The organism is Gallicola sp. Sow4_E12 (assembly GCF_052116305.1).
Classification (GTDB): Bacteria; Bacillota; Clostridia; order Tissierellales; family Peptoniphilaceae; genus JBQKLI01.
The window spans coordinates 70,194-92,715 of the sequence record NZ_JBQKLI010000007.1; the positions used below are offsets into that span (position 1 = coordinate 70,194).

General features: G+C 37.2%; 26 protein-coding genes, 1 tRNA gene and 1 other annotated feature. All 27 genes read right to left on the reverse strand.

Annotated features, from left to right (window positions below; genetic code table 11):
* Entirely contained in the window at positions 1-318 is a 318-nt protein-coding gene (gene rsfS / locus ACTQ46_RS05245) for a ribosome silencing factor (protein ID WP_441747869.1), read from the reverse strand.
* 4 nt (positions 319-322) lie between these two features.
* On the reverse strand, positions 323-889 hold the full coding sequence (gene yqeK / locus ACTQ46_RS05250; protein ID WP_441747870.1) for a bis(5'-nucleosyl)-tetraphosphatase (symmetrical) YqeK: 567 nt from the start codon (positions 887-889) through the stop codon (positions 323-325).
* On the reverse strand, positions 879-1,496 hold the full coding sequence (nadD, locus tag ACTQ46_RS05255; RefSeq protein ID WP_441747871.1) for a nicotinate-nucleotide adenylyltransferase: 618 nt from the start codon (positions 1,494-1,496) through the stop codon (positions 879-881). The genes yqeK and nadD overlap by 11 nt, the downstream gene beginning before the upstream one ends.
* Positions 1,474-1,761 (reverse strand): ribosome assembly RNA-binding protein YhbY, encoded by a 288-nt coding sequence (gene yhbY, locus ACTQ46_RS05260; protein WP_441747872.1) that lies wholly within the window; start codon positions 1,759-1,761, stop codon positions 1,474-1,476. Before yhbY ends, nadD begins: the two co-directional genes overlap by 23 nt.
* Positions 1,762-1,773: 12 nt before the next feature.
* Positions 1,774-3,042 carry a GTPase ObgE gene (obgE, locus tag ACTQ46_RS05265; RefSeq protein ID WP_441747873.1) on the reverse strand — a complete coding sequence of 423 codons (1,269 nt, stop codon included), beginning with the start codon at positions 3,040-3,042 and terminating at the stop codon, positions 1,774-1,776.
* Between the two features lie 100 nt (positions 3,043-3,142).
* Positions 3,143-3,436, reverse strand: coding sequence for a 50S ribosomal protein L27 (gene rpmA, locus ACTQ46_RS05270; RefSeq protein ID WP_441747874.1), 294 nt, complete (start codon positions 3,434-3,436; stop codon positions 3,143-3,145).
* On the reverse strand, positions 3,436-3,774 hold the full coding sequence (locus tag ACTQ46_RS05275; RefSeq protein ID WP_441747875.1) for a ribosomal-processing cysteine protease Prp: 339 nt from the start codon (positions 3,772-3,774) through the stop codon (positions 3,436-3,438). Before ACTQ46_RS05275 ends, rpmA begins: the two co-directional genes overlap by 1 nt.
* Before the next feature lie 2 nt (positions 3,775-3,776).
* Entirely contained in the window at positions 3,777-4,088 is a 312-nt protein-coding gene (rplU, locus tag ACTQ46_RS05280) for a 50S ribosomal protein L21 (protein WP_441747876.1), read from the reverse strand.
* Between the two features lie 15 nt (positions 4,089-4,103).
* Positions 4,104-4,174 (reverse strand) — a sequence feature (ribosomal protein L21 leader region).
* 20 nt (positions 4,175-4,194) lie between these two features.
* Entirely contained in the window at positions 4,195-5,259 is a 1,065-nt protein-coding gene (locus tag ACTQ46_RS05285; RefSeq protein WP_441747877.1) for a ribonuclease E/G, read from the reverse strand.
* A gap of 2 nt (positions 5,260-5,261) precedes the next feature.
* A complete protein-coding gene (locus ACTQ46_RS05290) occupies positions 5,262-5,870 on the reverse strand; it encodes a hypothetical protein (RefSeq protein WP_441747878.1) in 609 nt (202 codons plus the stop codon).
* Positions 5,871-5,880: 10 nt separating this feature from the next.
* The gene (locus ACTQ46_RS05295) at positions 5,881-9,234 is read right to left on the reverse strand and encodes a penicillin-binding transpeptidase domain-containing protein (RefSeq protein WP_441747879.1); all 3,354 of its coding nucleotides are present in this window, start codon (positions 9,232-9,234) and stop codon (positions 5,881-5,883) included.
* A 13-nt stretch (positions 9,235-9,247) separates the two neighbouring features.
* Complete coding sequence (mreD, locus tag ACTQ46_RS05300) at positions 9,248-9,742, reverse strand: rod shape-determining protein MreD (RefSeq protein WP_441747880.1); 495 nt, start codon at positions 9,740-9,742, stop codon at positions 9,248-9,250.
* Positions 9,732-10,598: a rod shape-determining protein MreC gene (gene mreC / locus ACTQ46_RS05305; protein ID WP_441747881.1), complete on the reverse strand. Its 867-nt coding sequence runs from the start codon at positions 10,596-10,598 to the stop codon at positions 9,732-9,734. Before mreC ends, mreD begins: the two co-directional genes overlap by 11 nt.
* Complete coding sequence (locus ACTQ46_RS05310; RefSeq protein ID WP_441747882.1) at positions 10,599-11,618, reverse strand: rod shape-determining protein; 1,020 nt, start codon at positions 11,616-11,618, stop codon at positions 10,599-10,601.
* Between the two features lie 9 nt (positions 11,619-11,627).
* The gene (gene radC / locus ACTQ46_RS05315) at positions 11,628-12,344 is read right to left on the reverse strand and encodes a RadC family protein (protein ID WP_441747883.1); all 717 of its coding nucleotides are present in this window, start codon (positions 12,342-12,344) and stop codon (positions 11,628-11,630) included.
* Positions 12,301-12,831 (reverse strand): Gx transporter family protein, encoded by a 531-nt coding sequence (locus ACTQ46_RS05320; RefSeq protein WP_441747884.1) that lies wholly within the window; start codon positions 12,829-12,831, stop codon positions 12,301-12,303. The genes radC and ACTQ46_RS05320 overlap by 44 nt, the downstream gene beginning before the upstream one ends.
* A 9-nt stretch (positions 12,832-12,840) precedes the next feature.
* A complete protein-coding gene (locus ACTQ46_RS05325) occupies positions 12,841-13,215 on the reverse strand; it encodes a NusG domain II-containing protein (RefSeq protein WP_441747885.1) in 375 nt (124 codons plus the stop codon).
* A gap of 105 nt (positions 13,216-13,320) precedes the next feature.
* Positions 13,321-14,154, reverse strand: coding sequence for an RnfABCDGE type electron transport complex subunit B (locus ACTQ46_RS05330; protein WP_441747886.1), 834 nt, complete (start codon positions 14,152-14,154; stop codon positions 13,321-13,323).
* Positions 14,155-14,163: 9 nt separating this feature from the next.
* Positions 14,164-14,742 (reverse strand): electron transport complex protein RnfA, encoded by a 579-nt coding sequence (locus ACTQ46_RS05335; RefSeq protein ID WP_441747887.1) that lies wholly within the window; start codon positions 14,740-14,742, stop codon positions 14,164-14,166.
* Positions 14,742-15,431, reverse strand: a complete 690-nt coding sequence (rsxE, locus tag ACTQ46_RS05340; protein WP_441747888.1) for an electron transport complex subunit RsxE — start codon at positions 15,429-15,431, stop codon at positions 14,742-14,744. Before rsxE ends, ACTQ46_RS05335 begins: the two co-directional genes overlap by 1 nt.
* Positions 15,432-15,442: 11 nt before the next feature.
* Positions 15,443-16,021 carry an FMN-binding protein gene (locus ACTQ46_RS05345; RefSeq protein ID WP_441747889.1) on the reverse strand — a complete coding sequence of 193 codons (579 nt, stop codon included), beginning with the start codon at positions 16,019-16,021 and terminating at the stop codon, positions 15,443-15,445.
* A complete protein-coding gene (locus ACTQ46_RS05350; RefSeq protein ID WP_441747890.1) occupies positions 16,005-16,979 on the reverse strand; it encodes an RnfABCDGE type electron transport complex subunit D in 975 nt (324 codons plus the stop codon). Before ACTQ46_RS05350 ends, ACTQ46_RS05345 begins: the two co-directional genes overlap by 17 nt.
* A gap of 11 nt (positions 16,980-16,990) precedes the next feature.
* Positions 16,991-18,316: an electron transport complex subunit RsxC gene (gene rsxC / locus ACTQ46_RS05355; RefSeq protein ID WP_441747891.1), complete on the reverse strand. Its 1,326-nt coding sequence runs from the start codon at positions 18,314-18,316 to the stop codon at positions 16,991-16,993.
* 50 nt (positions 18,317-18,366) lie between these two features.
* Positions 18,367-18,452, reverse strand: a tRNA-Leu gene (locus tag ACTQ46_RS05360).
* 90 nt (positions 18,453-18,542) lie between these two features.
* Positions 18,543-19,187: a lytic transglycosylase domain-containing protein gene (locus ACTQ46_RS05365; protein WP_441747892.1), complete on the reverse strand. Its 645-nt coding sequence runs from the start codon at positions 19,185-19,187 to the stop codon at positions 18,543-18,545.
* The gene (gene coaE / locus ACTQ46_RS05370) at positions 19,184-19,792 is read right to left on the reverse strand and encodes a dephospho-CoA kinase (protein ID WP_441747893.1); all 609 of its coding nucleotides are present in this window, start codon (positions 19,790-19,792) and stop codon (positions 19,184-19,186) included. The genes ACTQ46_RS05365 and coaE overlap by 4 nt, the downstream gene beginning before the upstream one ends.
* A complete protein-coding gene (polA, locus tag ACTQ46_RS05375) occupies positions 19,779-22,409 on the reverse strand; it encodes a DNA polymerase I (RefSeq protein ID WP_441747894.1) in 2,631 nt (876 codons plus the stop codon). Before polA ends, coaE begins: the two co-directional genes overlap by 14 nt.
* Positions 22,410-22,522: the final 113 nt, after the last annotated feature.

Consider the following 22,522-nt stretch of genomic DNA (forward strand, 5'->3'; position numbering starts at 1 on the left):
TTATTTATTAGACCAGAGTCTTTCCAGGTCGTAATAATCTCTTTCTTCTGGCGTAAATACATGTACTATTATATCATTTAGGTCCAACAATATCCAGTGTCCGTCTTGATATCCTTCTTTTCCTATAATTTCATAACCTTCTTTTGCACAGACATCTTCTACTTCGTCTATAATAGATTGGGTTTGGTTCGGAGTGTTTCCTGTAGCTATAACAAAATAATCGGCTAAGGCTCTTTGACTATCCAATTCCACAGCTACGACATCTTTTGCAATTTTTTCTTCGCAAGCTTCAATAATTTTCTGTAATTTTTCTTTCAAACTTTCACCTTCTTAATATATTATTTCTAGTTTTTACTGTTATTACCGCAATCAGTTCTTGATTCTCAATCAAATACGTCATCGTATTGTCAATAGTTAAAAGCATGGCTTTCTCTAAATCGATTTGCGCTGCTTCCCGGATTGTATCAACACCTGGATAATCTCTTTTCGGTTCCAGTTTATCCGCTAAAAAAACAATCTTCTCCAGCTTCGTCATATTTTCCCTTCCCGTAGTATGATAGATTACGGCGTTAAGAATATCTTTCTCTTCAATACCGAAAACATCTCTCGCGATAATACCTGCCAGAGGACCGTGGATCAAAGACTTCTCTTTTAGTTCTTCTTCTAAAGATACCCATTCATTGACTATGATGTTCTTATAATCTTTTAGAAGCGATTCTTCGTTTCCTTTTGCACAATCATGGAGAAGGGCTGCTGTATAAACTTTATCTACAGGAATATCATGTACTATTGCTAGTTTTTCAGCAGTATCGGCTACTCTTAGAATATGATGATATCTTTTTTCTTTGATATTCTTCTTTAAATACTCCAAAATTTCTTCATTCTTCATTATATATTTTCTCCTCAAGAATATCTTTATAAATGCTTTGCAGTAAATAATATCGAGGGTTTTGTCCTGCTTTAAACTTCCCTCGAATCTCGGTAGAAGATATCTCCAGAAATCTAAAAGGAATTTCTCTTACATCGAAACCTCTAGATATCAGTTCTTGTATCTTTTTATTTAAAGCATCTTCCCAAGAAGGCGATCTTCTCGCTGCAAGAAATACACATTTGGAAAGGAGTTCTTCATAACGGTACCAGGTTTCAATTTCCAAGAGAGAATCCTCCCCCAGAATATAATAAAACTTCACTTCCGGATAAATATTCTGAAGATATTCTATGGTCTCCAATGTATAACTCGGCGTTTTTTTTCTGCTTTCATAATCCGAATATTCAAATAAAGGGTTGTCTTTTACAACTGTTTTTACCCACTCCAACCGTTTTTCAGGCGACGTCATCTTGCGATCTTTATGAGGAGATTTTCCTGTAGGGATAAAGAGTATTTTGTCCAATCCAAAATATTCGCAGGCTTCTTGAGCCATAGCTAAATGTCCGATATGAATAGGATCAAAACTTCCTCCCATTATACCGATATTACGGCAATTTGATATGTCCATCTTTAGATGCTCTGTATATTGTAAATTTTGAACCGATAAACTGTACAAACTCTGCTTTTAACACTTCTAATATCCTTTCCTGCACATGTTTCGGATCTTCCATATTATTGTTGAGAATCTTGATTTTTATCAGCTCGTGTTTCTCTAGAGCATCGTTTAATTGTTTTATCGTATTATCCGTCACTCCCCCTTTTCCTATTATAAGAATCGGGTCTAGGTTGTGAGCTAAAGATTTTAGATAGGATCTTTGTTTTCCTGTTAGCATAATTTCTCCTGTTTATTCAAAATATTCAAATTCCATGTCGTCTATGTGAACAATGTCGCCTTCTTCGATACCAGCCTCTTTTAAAGCATCATAGACTCCTTTATCTCTTAGTACTCTTTCAAAATAGCGGACTTGTTCATTATCTTGAAAATTCGTTCTATAATACATATTTTCTATAAGAGGTCCTTCTACTACATAATCTTCGTTCTCTCTTCGTATCGTAAAATCTGGCACCTCTTCTTCTATATACTCTACATATTCTTCATCATAAGTAGAATAGTCCGTTTCTAATGTCGACAATAATTCCCAGATACGATACTTTAACTCCTGCATTCCTTCTGTGGTCGCCGCAGATACGGCAATGACATCTTCCACCTCTGAGATTTCTTTTTTTAGCAATTCCAAATTATCCATAGAATTCGGAAGATCCATCTTGTTTGCAACAAGTATCACTTTTTTGTCTTTTAACTTTTCATTGTATTTTTCCAGTTCTTCATGAATCAACTTATAGTCTTCTATCGGATCTCTTCCTTCGCTGCCGGAGACATCTACTACATGGACTAAAACACGAGTTCTTTCAACATGCTTTAAAAAGTCATGTCCCAGGCCCACTCCTTCGCTTGCTCCCTCGATAAGCCCTGGAATATCTGCTAAAACAAAGGATTCTTCCGGACCTACTTTCACCACACCTAAGTTCGGTTCCAGTGTCGTGAAATGATAATTTGCAATCTTAGGTTTCGCATCGCTTAATATTGACAGAATGGAAGATTTTCCCACATTTGGAAGGCCAACAAGACCTGCATCTGCTAAAAGCTTCAGCTCCAGTGAAACAACTCGCTCTTCCCCTTTTGTCCCTGGCTGTGCAAAACGAGGCGCCTGACGGATAGAGGATGCATACTTTGCATTTCCATTGCCGCCTTTTCCGCCCTTGCAGATTACAAATTCTTCTCCAGGTTCCTTCATATCGTGTATCACGCCGCCTGTTTCAAAATCTTTGATCAATGTGCCTACAGGTACTTTAACGCGAAGGTCTTCCCCTTTTTTTCCATACTGTTTTTTCTTTCTGCCGTCTTGCCCGTTTTCAGCTTTATAATGTCTCAAATAGCGGAAATCTGTTAATGTTCGTATGCCGTAATCGGCAACAAATATAATACTTCCGCCGTCTCCGCCATCTCCGCCTGCAGGACCGCCTGAGGGTTCGAATTTTTCTCTGCGAAAAGCAACAGCTCCATCTCCGCCTTTTCCAGCTTTTAATTCTATTTTCGCAATATCTATAAACATATTTTTACTTCCTTTTCTTTGATAATTCCATGATAACATATTCTACTTCTTCCATAAAGAAAGTATAAAAAAATGGCGACACTAGGTGTCGCCATTGATATTATGCAAGATCTTCGCTTGGATAAACTGAAACTTGGCTTTTTCTCTTGCCAACTCTTTCAAATTTTACATTTCCGTCTACTTTAGCAAAAAGAGTATCGTCTCCACCTTTTCCAACATTTTTTCCAGGATGGATTTTAGTACCTCTTTGACGAACTAGGATATTTCCAGCTAATACAAACTGTCCATCGCCTTTTTTCGTACCTAATCTTTTTGATTCAGAATCACGGCCGTTACGAGAACTACCTACCCCTTTTTTACTGGCAAATAATTGTAAGTCTAATTTTAACATCATTACACCTCCTTATAACAAATCTTTAAGTATTTATTATATTCGTTTTCTAAGCTCTTAAACGCTAACTCCATACTTCGCAATAATAATTCAGCTTGTTCTTTCTGAGGATCCGTCATCAATTCATAGCGGATTTTAAGATAAAGATCTCCTTTATCCGCTTTAATATCTAAAGCGTCCTCTACACCTACGATTTCCGTTAAAGAATTTATCGTATTAATACTGTAGATCGACACCGCAGCGCAAAGAATATCTTTCCCATCCTCTGCCAAATCTGCATGCCCCTTTATACTGAAATCTACTATAGATCCATCAAAAAGTGTGAATTCTACACGAATCATTCTTAGCCTTCGATCGCTTCAATTTTTACTTTAGTGAAAGGTTGTCTATGACCTTTTTTCTTACGGTAATTTTTCTTTGCTTTGAATTTGAAGATAATAACTTTTTTGCCTTTTCCTTGAGCTTCTACTGTAGCTTTTACTTTAGCATCTTTAACGATTGGATCTCCAACCTTAAGATCGTCATCACCTTTGATTAATAAAACTCTGTCAAATTCAACGGAATCGCCTACTTCGCCTTCTAATTTTTCTACAAAAATTGTTTGGCCTACTTCAACATTATATTGTTTTCCACCTGTTTCGATTACTGCGTACATTTAACGTGCACCTCCTTTATTTTTAAGACTCGCCAGGGGTAGGTGACTATGCTTTAAAAACCATTCCTGAGCGGTTACACAATTACATATTATATCTTAATTTATTCTAGCTGTCAATTAGTTTTACTCCTGTGCGAATAAACTGCGCGAGATTTAAAGATGTAATTCCATGGAAGCTGAGCTTAGGAAATTCTTTTATAATTTCGTTGGTCTTTCTTATAAATTGTTTTTTCATCTCTTGATTCATATTAATACAATCAACTACTGCAATACCTGTAAGAGATCTAAGCTCCATTTGGATTGCCATTTCATAAACCGCTTTGATATTTGTCTCGAGAATTTTATCTCCCAACTTTTCTGTACTCGAGCGGTAATTTACATCGACTGCTACGAGAGCTTCTGTTTTTTCAAAAACAATTTCGCTTTTATCGTCTATTTTAATTCTTTTGTTTTCGATATTATACAAATCTCTTTGCAATGCACTGTCATAATACGGATCGTAGTGCTCGTCAATAATAAGATCTTTGCCAGATTTTTCTTCTATAATGTTTTTAAATATTTTGTCATTTGTTTTTATATAGTCGATCTGCGTTGAATATTGATTGATAAACTGGACTATCTGTTTATTCTGTTTAAGAATCAATCTCGGTATCGGCAGAAAATGTTTCTCTTTTTCGATTCGTTTCTCGATATTGGAAAGATCATTATACTCTCGTTCTATTTCTTCTAAGGACTTCGTTATTCCTTCCCTTCGAAGTATCATGCCATACTCTTTCTCTTCGAAATCAAAGATTTTTTTATGTTTTGCTTTACGGCTTACTCTTATTTCTTTCGTCCAAGGAGTCAGGTGAATATTATCTCCCAGTATCATATATTTCTGCGTGAATCGGGGGAATTTATTGTCTTTTCCCTTTTTTATATACTGCACGAGAATTTCATCCCCCGGCTTTATAGAAGAATAGGTTTGATTATAAGGCAGGAACCCCTTTTCATGTTTTTCGTATTCAATAATATAGGCCCTTTGACCTTTCAATTCCTGTACAACCCGTGCTATATAGAGATTGTCTTCTTTGGATTCCAGACTAGCCGTCTCTTTTCGTATCCATCTGCCTTTCTTTACGAGACCCAGCAGATAGCTTTCCTTTTCTTTACTGATAAATATAAAGTTCAATCTTATCTCCCAAATAGCCGTTTAAAAAATGACTGCTTTGCTTTTTCTTTATTTTTAAATCTTTCAACTAAAAGCGCTAACTCTTCTTCTTTCTCTAAAGAAAGCTTCTTAATGTTCTTAAAGATTTTATCTTTGCCTTTCATCTCTCCTAAATAGAGACCTTTCCCCCTGTCTTTTTTCCCGATTTCAAACAGTTCACCGCTGTAAACTGAAGTTTCTTCTTCTGAATCTATAAGAATCCATTGATCTAAAGAATCTTTGATTCTGATTCCAGATTCTTCTATGAAAATTATAGTTTCGTATTCTTCTTCTAATTCTTCTTTAAAGGCTTGGATATCCTCTTTTGAAACTTCATATTTATCTGCTAAAAAAGAAGAAGGGATCAAGTCGATCCCCTCATCAATTTCTAAAGTTGATTGATATAAACTGCAATCTCCCTTTAAATAATCTAGAACATCGTACACAACTTCATTTTCAACTTCAAATGCGATTTCTAAATGACGGTTTTTATGATTAAAATCCACCAGACAAAGGGGTCTGTTTAGTGACTGAGCCAATGCTTTCGCAAAAATAATTCTTCCGTTTTCTTCTCCTGTTATTCCGATTAACATTTTTTTTCTCCTATTCTTGCGGTTCTTGAGATACCGGCTGAGCTTCTTGGTCTATATTGTTTTTCGGATAGAGCTGCAATGCCTGGGCGATAATATCACGAGTCATAGGACCTGCATTTGAGCTGGTCCCTCCTTGAGTGATCATAGTAGCGACTGCAATTTGAGGATCATCATAAGGTGCGAAGGCTACCATCCACGCATATTCATCATAATCTTCTCCAGTGGAAGGATTCTTCCCTTCCCGCTGGGCTGTTCCTGTTTTGATCCCAATATCTACAGGAAGATCTTCGAAAACCAGACGGTCTACACCATCTTTAGCTGCCATTCTCATCCCTTCCCGTATAACCTTTAGATTATCATAATTATCTAAAGGAACTCTTTCGCCTTGAGGCTGATTTTCGAAAAGAAGATTTCCATTTCCAGAATCTTTTATTTCGTTAATCAATGTAGTCTTATATTTGTATCCGTCATTTGCAAAGATGCTGACATAAGACGCCATCTGAATCGGAGTATATGCCTGCTGTCCTTGACCGATTACAACATTCATCATATCCGCCATAGTCCAGCCTACCTGATTGAGATAATCAAATTTGATAATATCCGCAAGTCCTTGGCGTTTTCCCTCTAAAGGCTCTTCCGGTTTAAATCCAAGCTCATCCAGTCTTGTAATAACTTCTGTACGGGATAATGGTGCATCTTCATCCATCCAGCTTACAATCGTATCAATATGCTTTTCTACATCTTCTTTTGTCATAGCACTGTCTTCTTTTAAATATTTAGTAAGATCCTTTTCTAAATATCTTTTGAAGAGCACTTTGGTGTTTTGCTCTTTGATTACAGGATCCGGCAGTATTCCGCTGCTTTCTCTCGGTATTTGTATTTCCACGCCTGTTGGTGAACCCAGTCCTAATTTTGAGGACACTTGATTTAGTTCTTCTATATTAAGCTGAGTGTCCAGCTTTTCGCCGTTACCCTGATTTTCTCCTAAAGCAAGAGAATAGTAATAATAGTTGCAGGAGTCTCTTAATGCTTCTCTTACCCCTTCATAGCCGTGTTTTCCTCTTACTCTATTCCAAATCCAGCATCCGAAATCCCGATTGCCCACTGTTACATAGCCGTCGCATTTTATCTTCTTGTCCGGATCCATTCCATTTTCTAAAGCTGTTAAAGAACTGGCCAATTTAAATATCGAGCCGGGCTGAATTGCAGACTGAATCGCCGTATTGTATAAAGGTCTTGGAGCTAGGGTGTCTTCTTCATTTTCCGGCATAAGGGACTGCCAGTCGCTTTGCGAAATCCCGGTGGAAAACAAATTCGGATCATAGTTCGGCGCATTGGCCATGGCGAGTACTTCTCCGCTTTTTACATCGAGAACTACAGCACTGGCAGATGTTGCGTCTTTATAGTTGCGCCCTTCCGAGTCTTTCGACATATATTTGCTTCCCCATATCGATTCATAAGGATTTCCAGTTTGGAGAGCATTTAACGTTTTTTGAAGAGATTCTTCCGCAGTTTTCTGCAGCTCCATGTCTATTGTCAGATAAATATTGTTTCCAGGAGTAGGTTCAGATTCTCCTAAGACTTCTGTTGTATTTCCTTTGTTGTCAACATAGACGCGTCTTACTCCGTCCTTTCCGCGTAGAATCCCTTCTTGGCTTTCTTCTATCCCTGTTTTTCCGATTAATGTTGTTGGATCGTAACTGCTTTTATTTACATATTTTTCTATTTCCGCTGCTGTAGATATTTTACCCATATACCCTAAAGCATGGGCTGCAAGATTGCCGTTGGGATAATATCTAACAGGTTTTGCTTTTACCGAGATCCCTTCCTCTTCAGAAAAATGTTCTTTAATCTGCGCTACTAAAGACTCGCTTAAGTCGTAAGCGATATGTAACGGTTCATATCCTCCTGAGGTATGATTGGAAATTCTATAATAAACCATTAAGGTATTAAAGGCATCATATTTATATTCATTTTCTATCTCGTAATAGTTTAACATCGCTTGATATAAATCTTCCGCACCAGCACCTTCCTGTACTTTGAATCGTTCAAAGTTCTCTCGGATTGCTTTCTGACTCATATATTCCCATTCTACAATTGAAATTCTAGGGTTAATATTGTTTTGTGTATTAATTTCCTGAGCAATGTTTTTAATTGAATCATGGGTTGCCAGATCCTTTACCAAACCATTTTCTCTTAATAGCAAAAGGAGATATTCTATCGCAGATGATGTTTCTTTTTTCTCTCCTTCTTCAAAATCAAGCTCTACCTTGGGATTATTTTCATCTTCTTCATTTATATTAATTTTAAGACCCGGATTAATTCCCTTTTCTTTCAGCAGATCGATCGCCTTTTGAGCCGGAACAATAATTCTGTTTTCCCGATCGAAAGATACATTTAAAAGCAGCTTGTCCAAAGTACTTTCATCTACAATTGCGGCAAAATCTGATTTCGCATCGGATTCTAGAGTTATTTGTGGGAAAGAACGATGAAGCCTTGCTTTATTTGTATAAAAATTTTCTTTTTCTTCGATTCCTACAGGCGTGATTAGTACATTATCCTGAAGATTTCTGCTTTTAAGCTGATCATAGACCAACGCTCTTCCAACAGGATGGCTTAGTATTTTCCGCAATATTCCCTCATCCTGCTTTACTAATTCATAAATGATCTTTGTTGGACTTGTCTCGCCGACTACATTATGATCTCTTAAAAAACTTTCTGCTGCTTCTCCTTCCTGCAAACGAAGTTCTCCCTGATCTGCTGCAATCGGAAGTTTTACTCCTTTCACTCTAAGAGAGGCGATAATTTGATTTAATACATTGTATTCATAGACTCCGTGACTTGTTTCTTCCTTGAAACTTTGAGCCATTAGTTCATCCATCAAATCATTTTTTAAAAAGATGTCGATAATTTTTTCTGTAGGACTCATATCTTCTTCGAAATATGTTTCAGGATTTCGATAATGAAACATATTCAATGAAAGAATATATTCTTCGTAATAATTTGCCCCTTCTTTATCAAACATACGAGCTAGTTGCCTAAAATCTGCGTTTTTCTCCGATGCTGTAATATTCTGCATTGTGTTCGTTGCAATAGCTGCTGTAAATACCGTTCTTGTTCCGGATAAAACATTTCCTTTTCTATCGTAAATCACCCCTCTTGCTGCAGGGATGTTAATCTCTTTGATTCTGTTATTTTGTGCCACATCGTTATAATAAGATCCTCGTATTAACGTCAGATATCCTAATCGTAAAGCCAAGGCGATAAGCATTAGGATTAAAACAACTGCAATGATACGAAACCGATCCATCTGATTGAGTATTTCCAACCGCTTTAAAATCTTGTCTTTTTTCTTTGTTTTCATCTACACTCCGTCCTTATAACCGAAAACGAGGATAATCAAAAATCCTATTGAATAATTTAAAACAAATAATATACAACATTAAATTAATCAATATTTCTATAAACAATGGCCCCATCAAATACTGGGTCATATTAAAGGCTTCGCCGATCGCTCTCATTAATAGGAAATGAACAAAATAATAGAAAGCTGTAGCCGCCATCGTAAAGATAATCCCGCTTCGTACATCTTCTTTATTGATTCCTGCTTCTGTATTCCCTATCAGAAAGCCTATAATAAAATAGATCAAAGCCCTTGTGCCGATAACAGGAGAAAAAAGAATATCTTCGATCAAACCGATAAAAAGTCCAGAATAACCCCCTGTATAAGAACCAAAACCAATCGACAATGCTACGATGACTGCTATGGAGAGATTTCCCCGAACTCCAAAAACAGGCAGTCTTGAAATTAGGGTTGATTGTATAATAATATTAGCTACTAATATTATTATGATCACTGCTTTATTCTTCATTTCGATTCACTCCATTGTCGATTATTAACACTCTATACAATTTATTGAAATCTATTGGACTTTCAATTTTGACATTTTTTAATAGATTATTTTCATCTTCGAGAACTTCTGCTACCTTGCCTATATAGATATCTCTAGGATAGATTCCTCCAAGACCTGAAGAATAGATACTGTCGCCAGTCCTGATATCTCCTTCTTTATTGTACATAAATCCATACAGTTTGCCATCGCGCATCCCTTGTATGACTCCTGTTTCTTGATTTCTATTTACGATAAAAGAAACATTATTATTCTCATCGAGTATGGATGCTACTTTAGACCAGTTTAATCCAACTTCGATTACCGTTCCTACCAGTCCTTCTGCCACAGCATTCTCTTCGTTCAACGTACCTTGTACTACAGTATCTCCTACATTGACGCTATCTTTGCTTCCTTTATCCAAGGTAAAATGCACAAATAAATTCCCCGGTTCTTTTGCTGAAATATTTGCAGCTGTATATTTTCTTTTTCGCTCCTGCATGAGCTTATATTCATCTTTTAAAAAGTCTTCTCTAGAAATAACATTTTCCATAATATTCACTCTTTCCTGCAGCTGTCTGTTTTCTGCTACAAGCTGAGCATGTTCTTCCCTTAATTGTCTTGTTCCAAAAACAGATTGAAAGACTTCGCCTACTTTTGATGTTGTAACATAGACCGCCCTTGTCACAGGACTTGTTATCGTCCCGATAGCATTGCCGCCGATATTCATAACATATCGGTTTTGATTCGTTACAAAAATCAGTACCAGCAGAAGAAGCACTGTAGTGGAAAATATAATCCATTTTCGAAGTCCATGATTATAATTAAACTTATTCATTTATTTAATCACCGGTTTCTTTTTCTTATACACGAAGGGTATGCTTCTGCCAATCCCAGCACCCGTACAACTCTCAGGATGATCCACTTTTAATAAATCAATATTAATTTCACTGGTGATATACTCGGCAAAACCATTTATCTGAGAGACTCCGCCTAAAAAATAAATCCCTTCTTTTACAATATCTGCGGAGATATCTGGCGGTATTTTTTCTAGAACATCCCTTGTACTCTTTACTGTTTCAAGTATGATCGGATTGATTCCTTCGATAATATCTGATGCAGTAATTTGAATCGTTTTTGGCATTCCTGTAACAAGATCCCTTCCCGTTACTTCCATTGTATTTTTTTGATCGTACTCTTCTATAGAACCTAGTTTTATTTTGATCTCTTCTGCAGTTTGAATTCCAATTAATAAATTAAAATTCTTTTTAAGAAGATACTGAATATTTGAATCAATATCTTCCCCTCCCATCATCTCCCAATGAGAAGCAACCACTCCTCCCAAGGATACAACGGAAGCTTCTATTGTACCGGCGCCTACATTGATCAGCAAATGCCCGTCCGGTCTTTCAACATCGATATCAAGACCGACTGCCGAGGCAATATTCTCTTCCACAAGCCGAACATCCCTGGCCCCGGCATGTAGACCTACATCTTCAACCGATCTTCTCTCCACATCTGTCAATCCCATAGGTATCGTGATCGCTAAACGAGGCTGAAATAAAGAATACCCTTTGACTGCTTTTCTCAAAAAATAAGTCAGCATTGCCTGGGCAGTCTCGAAATCTGCTATAACACCATGCTCTAAAGGTCTTACTGCAAGGATATTATCTGGAGTTTTTCCCAGCATTTCCTTCGCTTCGTTTCCTACAGCCCGCACTTCATAATTGCTCATATCTATAGCGACAACTGAGGGTTCATCTATAAGTATGGTACCGTCTTTTTTAGAAATAATCGTTCTAGATGTTCCTAGATCTACCCCTAAATCGGCGGGAAATATTTTCAATAAAATCGACATCTTTTCTCCTTAAAAATAACTCTGTTCTTTCATGCTAAGATAGTTCTTATCCCCCACGATAATATGATCTAATACGCTTATCCCTATAATTTCTCCCGCTTTTACAAGCCTCTTCGTAATTTCAATATCCTCCCGGCTGGGTTGTACATCACCGCTGGGGTGATTATGAATAAGTACGATGGAATTTGCGCTTTTTCTTATAGCCGGTTTAAACACTTCTCTCGGGTGAACGATCGAAGCGTTAAGGCTTCCTTCTGATACCATTTCCTCTGAAAGAATTCTATTTTTCGTGTCGAGAAGTAGAATACAGAAATGCTCTTTCATTTTATGACAGAGTTTTCGATAATAATAATCTGCTATACTAGAAGGATTTTTTATTTGAATACTGCGTCTTTTCTCTTCCATAAAAAGTCTTCGCCCAAGTTCAACCCCCGCCAGTATCGTTGCAGCCTTTGCTCTTCCGATTCCTTTTATATTTTCAAGTTCTTCTACCGTTATATCGTTAAAATTAGGCTCCTGCTTAATTCTTTCCAGGACATTGCCCGCAACCTTAATAACATTCTCGCCTCTTGTGCCGCTTCCGATTAAGATTGCCATAAGCTCATCTTCTCTTAAGGCTTCCAATCCCAACTGCACCAACCGTTCCCTTGGTTTTAAATGGGATGGAAGATTTTTAAATTGTCTATTTGAATTTTCGTCCATTTCGATAACTCCTATTGCTTTCATTCCAAACCCGCTTTAGCTGTTTCGTGGTGTATTTAGATGCGAGACCGACAAAATAACCTGTAACAACACTTAATAATAAAAGCAGGGGCAGATAGATAAAGATTCGCAAATTATTTAAAATAAAAGAGGCTACTAAAACTTGAGCCAGATTATGAAAAAATGCTCCAATGAAACTGACACCGATTAAGGATAAAGATCTTATATATTTATAGGCTAAAAACATCGCAATTGTGCTCGCTATCGCACCAAAAAAGCTATAAAAAAAGGACATCACCGATCCTGTCAGTAAAATCATCAACATCGATTTTAGAGTTCCTATGACAAGTCCTTCTTTAAATCCAAAAACTACAACAGCAGACAAGATTATTACATTCGACAATCCAAGTCGTGCCCCGGGAATGGCGATAGGGATCGGCAAAGATGTTTCTATAAGGGTCAGCACAAGGGCTGCCGATGTTAATAAAGATAAAAACAACCACTTTCTCATACTATTACCTTAATAATTAATCGCATCAAATTCATTTCCTTTATCATTCTTGATTTCAACAACAAAACGATTCGGCAGACATACGATCATCTCGCCGGAATTTTCAATATATCCTTGTCTTACGCAGATCTGATCGTCGCAGTCTGCTTCGTGCATATGGACTTTTTCATTATCCACTTCAATAATATTCAAACCATATTCTGTCTCATATGTATACTGTTTCTTGCTGCTTTGACCTAGTGTAATCTTTTCCACTTCTTTGCCATCTATTTGTATACTGGCATAATTTTTGCCGCTGTTTATTTGTGTTGCATTTATTCCAATAAAAAGGGTTAATGAAATAAGGATAATAATTACTGCTGTTATTTTATCGCCTTTTGTCATCGCTTCCCCCTTTTTAGTCCTTTTATAAGTTTAACACTTAAAGAGGACCCTTTCAAGAAAGTACTGTAGTCTTTGCACTAAAAAAAGGAAGTTTCCTTCCTTCTTTTAGCTGGCTTTTTCTTCAGTTGTGTTTTCTTTATTGACAAGTCCTGGGTGTATACATTTTGTAGGACATTTATCAATGGCAGCTTGTACCTGAACGGGGTCCAGGTCATCTGACGGGGTGAATACAGATAAATTATTCTCCAGTTTGAATCCATCTGGACATTGTTTTACACAAATTCCGCAGGCGATACAGCCTACAGAACAAGCTTGTCTCACAAATTTACCTTTATCCTTATTCATGCATTTTACAATAACTTCTTGATCATAGGGCTTCAATACAATTAACTCCCTTGGACATTCAGAAATACATTTTTTACAAGCTGTACATTTATCTTCGTCTACAATTGCAACTCCGTCTATAACATGTATCGCATCGAATGCGCATACATCAACACAAGACCCGCATCCTAAACAACCGTAGGAACAAACTTTGCTTCCGCCTTGCAGTGCATGATTCGCTCTGCAATCGCGAATCCCTGTATATTTAAATTTATCTTTTGAATAAGCTTCTTTCCCTTGGCATCTCACCACAGCCACTTCGCGAACAGAATCTCCTGCATCTGCTCCAAGCATTTGGGCAAGTTTTGCATGAAGAGGCGGTCCGCCAACGGGACAAGCTGTAATCGGTGCACCGTCGTTAATTATCGCGGCTGCTAAACCGTCGCAACCCGGGAATCCGCAGGCTCCGCAGTTTGCTCCTGGAAGGGCTTCTCTGACTTCACTGATTCTGCGGTCAACTTTTACATGAAACACTCTTGATGCAAATGATAATATCACCGCAAAGACAATTCCAAGTACCCCTAATAATATAACTGCTAATAATATTGGATTCATATTTCCTCCTTACACCAATCCGGCAAATCCGAAGAAAGCCATAGCCATAAGTCCTATTGCTACAAGGGCGATGGGAACTCCTTTAAAAGATTGGGGAACATCGGCTAATTCAAGTTTTTCTCTAATAGACGCAAGCAGTACTATAGCAATTACGAAACCAATAGAAGATCCGATTGCAGATGCTACTGTTTCAATAAGATTATAACCTTCTGAAATATTGGCAATCGCCACACCCAGTACCACGCAGTTTGTAGTAATCAAAGGAAGAAAGACTCCCAGCGCGCTATAGAGATTCGGGCTCATCTTTTTAAGAACCATTTCCACAAACTGAACTAAGGTTGCGATAACCAGTATAAATACAATTGTCTGAAGATATTGCAAGCCCAATGTGTTTAATAGATAGAGCTGAATAAAGTATGTAACAACAGAGGCAATTGTAATTACAAAGGTAACAGCAGCGCCCATCCCGACAGCTGTTTCAACTTTAGTCGAAACCCCGATCAAAGGACATATCCCTAAGAATTGAGCAAGGACATAGTTGTTTACAAATGTATACAGTACTAAGATCTGAAATAAACTAGTCAACATTATGCTCTTCCTCCTTTTCTTTCGGAACGCGCCTTCGCAAAATTAAACAATGCGTACAGCATTCCTAGTATAATAAATGCTCCCGGCGCCTGACCTACAAGCCCTATGGCAATTCCGTCTGGCAAAATAGGATTTCCTAATATTTCTCCTGCGCCTAGTAATTCTCTTATAAAAGATAATACGCAAATTACGACTGTGTAGCCTATTCCATTTGCTAGTCCGTCTACAAAAGATTTAACAACTCCATTTTTAGAAGCAAACCCTTCTGCTCTGGCAAGGATAATACAGTTTACTACGATCAGCGGAATAAATAGACCTAACGAGCTGTAAAGGGCTGGTATATAAGCTTGAAGCAGCATCTGCACTAGTGTTACGAATGTCGCTATAACAACAATATAAGATGGAATACGAACTTTATCCGGAATGAAATTTCTTAACAAGGAGATTACTATATTCGATAAAGTAAGTACCACGATAACAGCAATTCCCATTCCTATACCGTTCGCAAGAGATGTACTAACTCCCAGTATTGAACACAGTCCTACCATTTGGACGATAACAGGATTGTTGTTCACAACTCCATCTACAAATATTTTCCCGTAACCGCCGCGGGCTTTTTTCTTTTTCGGTAAATCTTTTGCATCTTCAGTAGGGATGGTTTGTTCTATCCTATCGATATTATTTTCCATAAAACCCTCCTTTATTCGCTAACTTTCGGTAATGCGTTTACTGCGGAGTTTAAACCGTCTAGTATTGCATTAACTGAAATAGTCGTTCCAGAAATTGCCTGGATATCATTATCAGCTGAAGGATCCTGAGCTGCAACTAAAGGCTCTTCCATCGTATTTCCTATAACGGTTCCTACGAAAGGCTCTTCTCCAACTTGTGACCCAAGTCCAGGTGTTTCTGCTGATTTCAGGATATCATACCCTACAATTTCTTTTGATTCTCCATTAACTCCAACTACAAATTGAATATCTCCGCCATAACCGCCGCGGCCAAGTACATCAAAAACATAGCCTTCTGTATTGCCGCCTATTACAGCTTGGTATACTTGCTGAATATTTGGATTTTCTCCTTGTATTTCAGTAAGCTTATCTTTTTCTACCGGATTAAATTCTTCTGCTCCCGGATATGTTTTTCCTAAGGCAGCTTGAAGTTTTTCCTGCTCCTGCTTTGCGATGACCGGTGCTGTTGTACTGTTTACAAAAGCAAGCAATAAACCGGCTACCGCTGTAATAATAAACAGTCTTAAGGCTAGATTAATGGTTTCTTTCATTTTTTTGCACCTCCACGCCAAACACTTTAGGTTTTGTAAGTTTTTCTATAAATGGTGTAGCTACGTTCATTAACAGTATAGAATAAGAAACTCCTTCCGGCATTGGACCAAATACACGTATTAAAACGGTTAAGATTCCGCATCCGACCCCAAAAACAATTTCACCAAGAGGAGAAACCGGTGTAGAAGAATAGTCTGTCGCCATAAAGAAAGCTCCAAGCATAATTCCTCCTATAAGAAGCTGTATTGTTACTTGATCTATTGCAGTGCCAGTAACTACAAACAACACTGCTGCTGTTAACAAATACGCTAAAGGAATTCTTAAGTTAATCACGCCTTTAAATACAAGATAAGCTGCTCCAATAAGTATAGCCAAAGCTGAAACTTCGCCGATAGATCCGCCTAAATTTCCTAAAAATGCATTGGTAAGTGTCGGCATCGTTCCGCCTTGCAAAGGTGTAGCGGAGGCAACCATATCTGCCGAAAAAGGTGCTGGAAAACTTCCCATTGCTTGAGGCCATGAAGCCATAATAAAAGCTCGTGCCGCAAGGGCAGGGTTCATAAAGTTATAGCCAATTCCTCCAAATAATTGTTTTACTACAATAATAGCAAATACACTTCCTATAATTACCATTGGAAACGATAAGGAAACAGGTACATTATATGCCACAAGAATCCCTGTGACAACAGCCGATAAATCGCTGATGGTAACAGGTTTTTTTACAACTTTTTGAAATGCCAGTTCTGCTAGTACAGCTGCTATTACAGATATAATTACCAGCCATAATGCTCTTAATCCGAAAAAATATACTGCGGCTACTAGTGCCGGCATTAATGCAATGATAACATCCAGCATAATTTTTTGAGTTGTTTTATCTGTTTTAACATGAGGAGCGGCAGACACCGTTAACATTTCATTTAGTTTTTGCTGATCAATATTCGAAATTTTATTTTCCATTGTCGCCCTCCCTATCTAGCTTTCTGAGTTGCTCTTATTAATCTTTTGCCGTTTTTAATCGATTCCACTAAAGGACGATTTGCAGGACAAACATAAGAACAAGTTCCGCATTCGATACATTCCATAATATGGTTTTTCTCTGCTTCTTCCAATAAACCATTCAAGGAATAAGACTGCAGAAACAAAGGCTCTAGACCAACAGGGCATATATGTACGCATTTGCCGCATTTAATACAAGGACTAACCGGCTTTTCTTGCGCCTGCTCTTTATTTAATACAATAACCCCGCCCATCGTCTTCACACTTGGACTGACAACGCTAAATTGAGATTCTCCCATCATCGGTCCGCCGACAATGATCTTACCAGGTTCTTCTTTAAAACCATTGCAGAATTCAAGCATTTCTATTAAAGGTGTTCCTAATTTTACTCTGATATTTTTAGGAAGAGTAATAGCTGAACCTGTCATTGTTACTACCTTCTCATATAGAGGTTTTCCATATACTACTGCATCTGTAATAGCTATTGCTGTACTTGCATTAAATACCTGCACTCCAATTGCTGTACCATGGGCTCCACATGGAATAACCTTATTTGTTATCGCTTGAACGATTCTCTTTTGGTCTCCTTGAGGATATTTTGTTTTTAAAACAGCAACTTCTACATTAGGAACATTCGCACATGCATTTTTTACTGCATCGATAGCATTGGGCTTATTATCCTCAATACCAATATAGCCTTTCGCTGCTTCCATAGCTTGCATTGCAATCAGACAGCCTGTGACAACTTTTTCAGGATATGTCTCCATAGAGACTTGATCGCTTGTTAAAAAGGGTTCGCATTCTGCTCCATTGATAATAATCTCTTCGATTTTCTCTCCCGGATGTGTTTGAAGTTTAACACTTGTCGGGAAACCAGCCCCGCCAAGCCCTACAACACCTGCTTCTCTTACTCTGGAAATGATCTCTTCTGCTGACAAAAGCGTATAGTCGTCATTTTTCTCTTCATAGCCTAATTCATTTCGGCCATCATTTTCTATTACAACAGCCTTTGTTTTAAAACCTGCTACTGTTGTAATTTCCTTAATCTCCAATACGGTTCCGCTTACAGAAGCATGTACTGGTGCAGATATAGTCGCTTTCGCTTCTCCTATTTTCTGTCCAACTTTTACCACATCGCCTTTTTCTACCAAAGGAAGACATGGTGCTCCAATATGCTGATGCAGTGCTATTTCAACTATAGCGGGTACTGGACCTTCTTCAATGGGACAGTTATTAGCGATCTCTTTGAAATCGTGCATATGATAACCGCCTTTAAAGCTAAGGTTCTCTAAACTCATCAACAACCACCTCTCTTTTTCTCTAATCGTTATTTTGTTTTTATGTATACTGGTGCAGAGAAAGGGATTTGAACCCTCACGGACTTTCGTCCACTGCCCCCTCAAGACAGCGTGTCTACCATTCCACCACCTCTGCAAAACATTAGATAACGTGTAAACTATGCCACGTTATCTATTTAATTATATACTACCGCAAAGAAAATTCAATACTCAACCGTTACATAAACTAAAAATCATTTTTAATTCTTTTAAGAACAGATAAGTAATTTTTGAAAAGGGTTGAGGGTTTTAAATGCTCTTTATCTTCAAGATTTTTTTCATCTCCATAAAATAAATCGTATATCCTATAATTGTCATTGACTCGAACAACATAATTTCTAGTTTCTACAAATGGAATTTCATCTAAAGATTCGCCGTCTTTGGACAAATTTTCATCTGCAAGCCATTTTTCAACATTTCCTAACCCGCCATTATAAGCAGCTATAGCCAAATCCCGGTCTTTAAAATGATGTACTAAATAGGAAAGATAATAAGTTCCCATTTGAATACTTGTTTCAGGGTCTTTCAGCATCTCTTCACTGTAATCAATCTTCAGCCGCTCTGCTATCCAGCTTCCTGTTTCAGGAAGTATCTGCATTAATCCATGGGCATTCATAGGCGAATGGGCATCTGGGTTGTAATTGCTCTCTACTTTGATTACCGAGTACACCAGCATAGGGTCTACATCATATTCTTCGCTGTATTTATTAATATATTCTGTGTATTCTACAGGTCTTGTAATCGTTCCATAGGAAACTATTCCAAAACTAATAATAAATATAATAATCAGAATAGCTAACAATCCTAATATTAGATTTTTTAAGAACTTCATTGTATCCCCTCTTCTCTTAATTGATTATCAACTTGTTTATATAGAAAGTCTACATTCTTATTATTATATAAAATCACATCAGATAATTCAATTTTTTTTCGCATATCCATCTGTGTTTGCATCTTTATCCGCGCCTCTTCTTTCGAAATACCATCTCTTTCCGAGAGTCTTTCCATCTGCAATTCTAAAGGGGCAAACACCAGCCATATTTTGTTCAGCTTTAAGCTTTTTCGATAATTTTCATCTACCTCGAACAGCAATGGAATATCGATGAAAATCAATTTTTCATTCTGCAGCCTTTCTATCTCTTTCATAATCTCAGCGAATATAAGAGGATGGGCAATGTTTTCCAAAACGTTCATTCGCTCTTGATCCCTAAATACTATAGCCCCTAGTTTCTTGCGGTCGATTTCTCCATTTCTAAGAATTTCCTCGCCAAATTCTTGAATGATACTCTTATGAAACCCGCTGGAATGATCATATAAATTATGTGTAATTTTATCTGCATCTATTACAGCCAGACCTTTCTCCCTTAAATATCTGCTCACAGTAGATTTACCAGTTGCAATTCCGCCTGTCAGTCCGATTCTTTTATTTTGCATCATACCAGGTTTTACCGCTATTTATATCCACTTTTAATGGGAGATCTAATTCTACTGCATGACTCATTACATTCGATAGAAGCTCTTTTACTTCATCAATATCTCCGTCTTCAACTTGTATTATCAATTCATCGTGGACTTGAAGAATGAGTTTCCCTCTAAGCTGTTTTTCTTGAAGTTCTTGATAGATTTCTACCATCGCTATTTTTATAATATCCGCTGCCGACCCCTGAATCGGAGTATTGAGTGCAACCCGTTCGCCAAAGCCGCGGATGTTTCGATTTTTTGATTCCAGCTCTGGGATATATCTTCTTCTATGCATGATGGTTTCTACATATCCTTGTTTTTTACCTATTTCTACAATATCTGCCATATAGGTTTTGATTTCTTTATAGGTATCTAAATAATTGTCGATATATTCTTTTGCTTCTTTTCGTGATATATCCAAATCTTGAGACAAACCATAATCGCTTATACCGTAAACAATACCGAAATTAACAGCTTTTGCGTTGGATCTTTGAAGGGGAGTAACATCCTCGAAATCTACATGGAAAACTTCGGATGCGGTTTTCGTATGAATATCCGCATCTTCTTTAAAAGCTTCAATCATAACTTCATCCCCAGAAAGATGAGCAAGCACCCTTAGTTCAACCTGAGAATAATCTCCTCCCACAAAACTGTAATTTTCAGGGGGGATAAAAGCTTTTCTGATTTTTCGGCCTTCCTCTGTCTTGATCGGTATATTTTGAAGGTTCGGGTCTTGGGAACTGATTCTTCCGGTAGCGGTAATATTCTGATTGAATAAAGAGTGAATTTTACCCTCCTCGCTGATCAGCGTAATAAACCCGTCTATATACGTTGTAGTCAGCTTCTTCAAGGTTCGATAGCGGAGAATAGCTTCTATAATTTCATGGCTTCCTTTTAGTTTGTGTAGTACTTCCGCATTTGTCGAATAACCGGTTTTTGTTTTCTTTATCACAGGAAGATTCAATTTTTCAAAAAGAACTTCACCCAGCTGTTTTGTCGAATTGATATTAAATTCATATCCAGCATAGGAATATATCTCTTTTTCTAATTCATCCAGCTCTTTTTGAAATTCTTCTCCTAACTCAATAAGATAATCTTTATTGACATAGATCCCTTCCCGCTCCATAGAGGCCAAAACCTTTACTAAAGGAAGTTCTATATCGTAGTAAAGTTCTTTCATATCTCTTTCATCGATATAGGATAGTAGTTTTTCTCGTAGATCCTCTGTTAAGGATAAGTACATCGATATATATGAACCCAGCTTTTCTTTATCTACATCAGATAAGCTTAAAGTTTTCTTGCCTTTTCCCACTAAATCTTCTAATGAATGTAGATTGCGGTTTAAATATATTTTTGCCGACTTATCGATCTCATATTTGCTTCTTGATGGATCAATCAAATATTCGGCTATCGTTAAATCTTCATAGTTCTTGAAATTTACATCTTCAAAAAGATAGTATAAATCAGATTTTATATCATAGCTTATTTTTAAGATCTCTTCGCTTTCCAGCACATTTCGATATTCTTCTACAAACTGCTCTTTTTTGTCGAAAGGCAGAATGTTCACCACAGCTTCTTCTTCCTTTTTAAAAGCGATGTATTTCGGATCCCCGTAGATATAATTTTCTCCATCATAGAATATATGAAAGACCATATTTTCTTTATCCCAATGAGGAAATTCTTCCCCTTCTAAAAATACATAAGAAAAACTTTCTTCCCGCTTTACTTCCTGAGTTGGAAGTTTCGCTAGGAATGATGAAAATTCTAGTTTTTCGTATTTTTCTTCAAGCTCCTCATAATTGGGTTCCTGCAATAAAAAATCATTCACAGTATATTCTAAGGGTACTTTTGTAAAGATTGTTCCTAAACTTCTGCTTAAATAAGCTAAATCTTTATTATCCACAATTTTTTGTTTTGTTGCTTTTCCTGTAATTTCATCAATGTTTTCGTAAAGACCGTCTATAGAACCATAATTTCTAATATATTTTAGAGCTGTCTTTTCTCCTACTCCAGGAACTCCAGGTATATTATCCGAGGCATCCCCCATCAGCCCTTTCACTTCTATGAGCTGTATTGGTGTAATCCCATAATCTTCAAGAATTCTTTTTTCATCATATTCTTCTAATTGGGAAATTCCTTTTTTCGTTAATAAAACTTTTATATTATCATCTATAAGCTGAAGATAATCGCGGTCTCCTGTTACCAAGAAAACTTCCATGCCTTCTTTGGCCCCTTCTTTCGCAAGAGTTCCAATGATATCATCTGCTTCATAATCATCAAGGGCGATATGTTTTATATTTAGAGAATCTAGCACATCTTTCAATATACCAAACTGGCTGCTTAATTCCGATGGCGTTTCCTGGCGATGTCCTTTATACTGTTCGTAATCTTTATGTCTAAACGTAGGCCCGGATTTGTCAAAAGCAACCCCTATATAATCCGGATTATAATTCTCCATTAAGCCATAATACATATTTAAGAAGCCATAAACTCCATTTGTAAAAATACCGTCTGTTGTTGTTAAATGTCTAATCGCATAAAAAGCTCTGAAGATTAAAGAAGAGCCGTCTATTAAAACCAATCTTTTTTTCATAATTCCCTCCGTTTATAAAAGTATAGTATAAACAAATGAAAGGAACAAGCGACATCACAAACTCCTCTTCTAATACCCGATTTACAGAAAAAGAAGGAGGCTAGGCTCCTTCT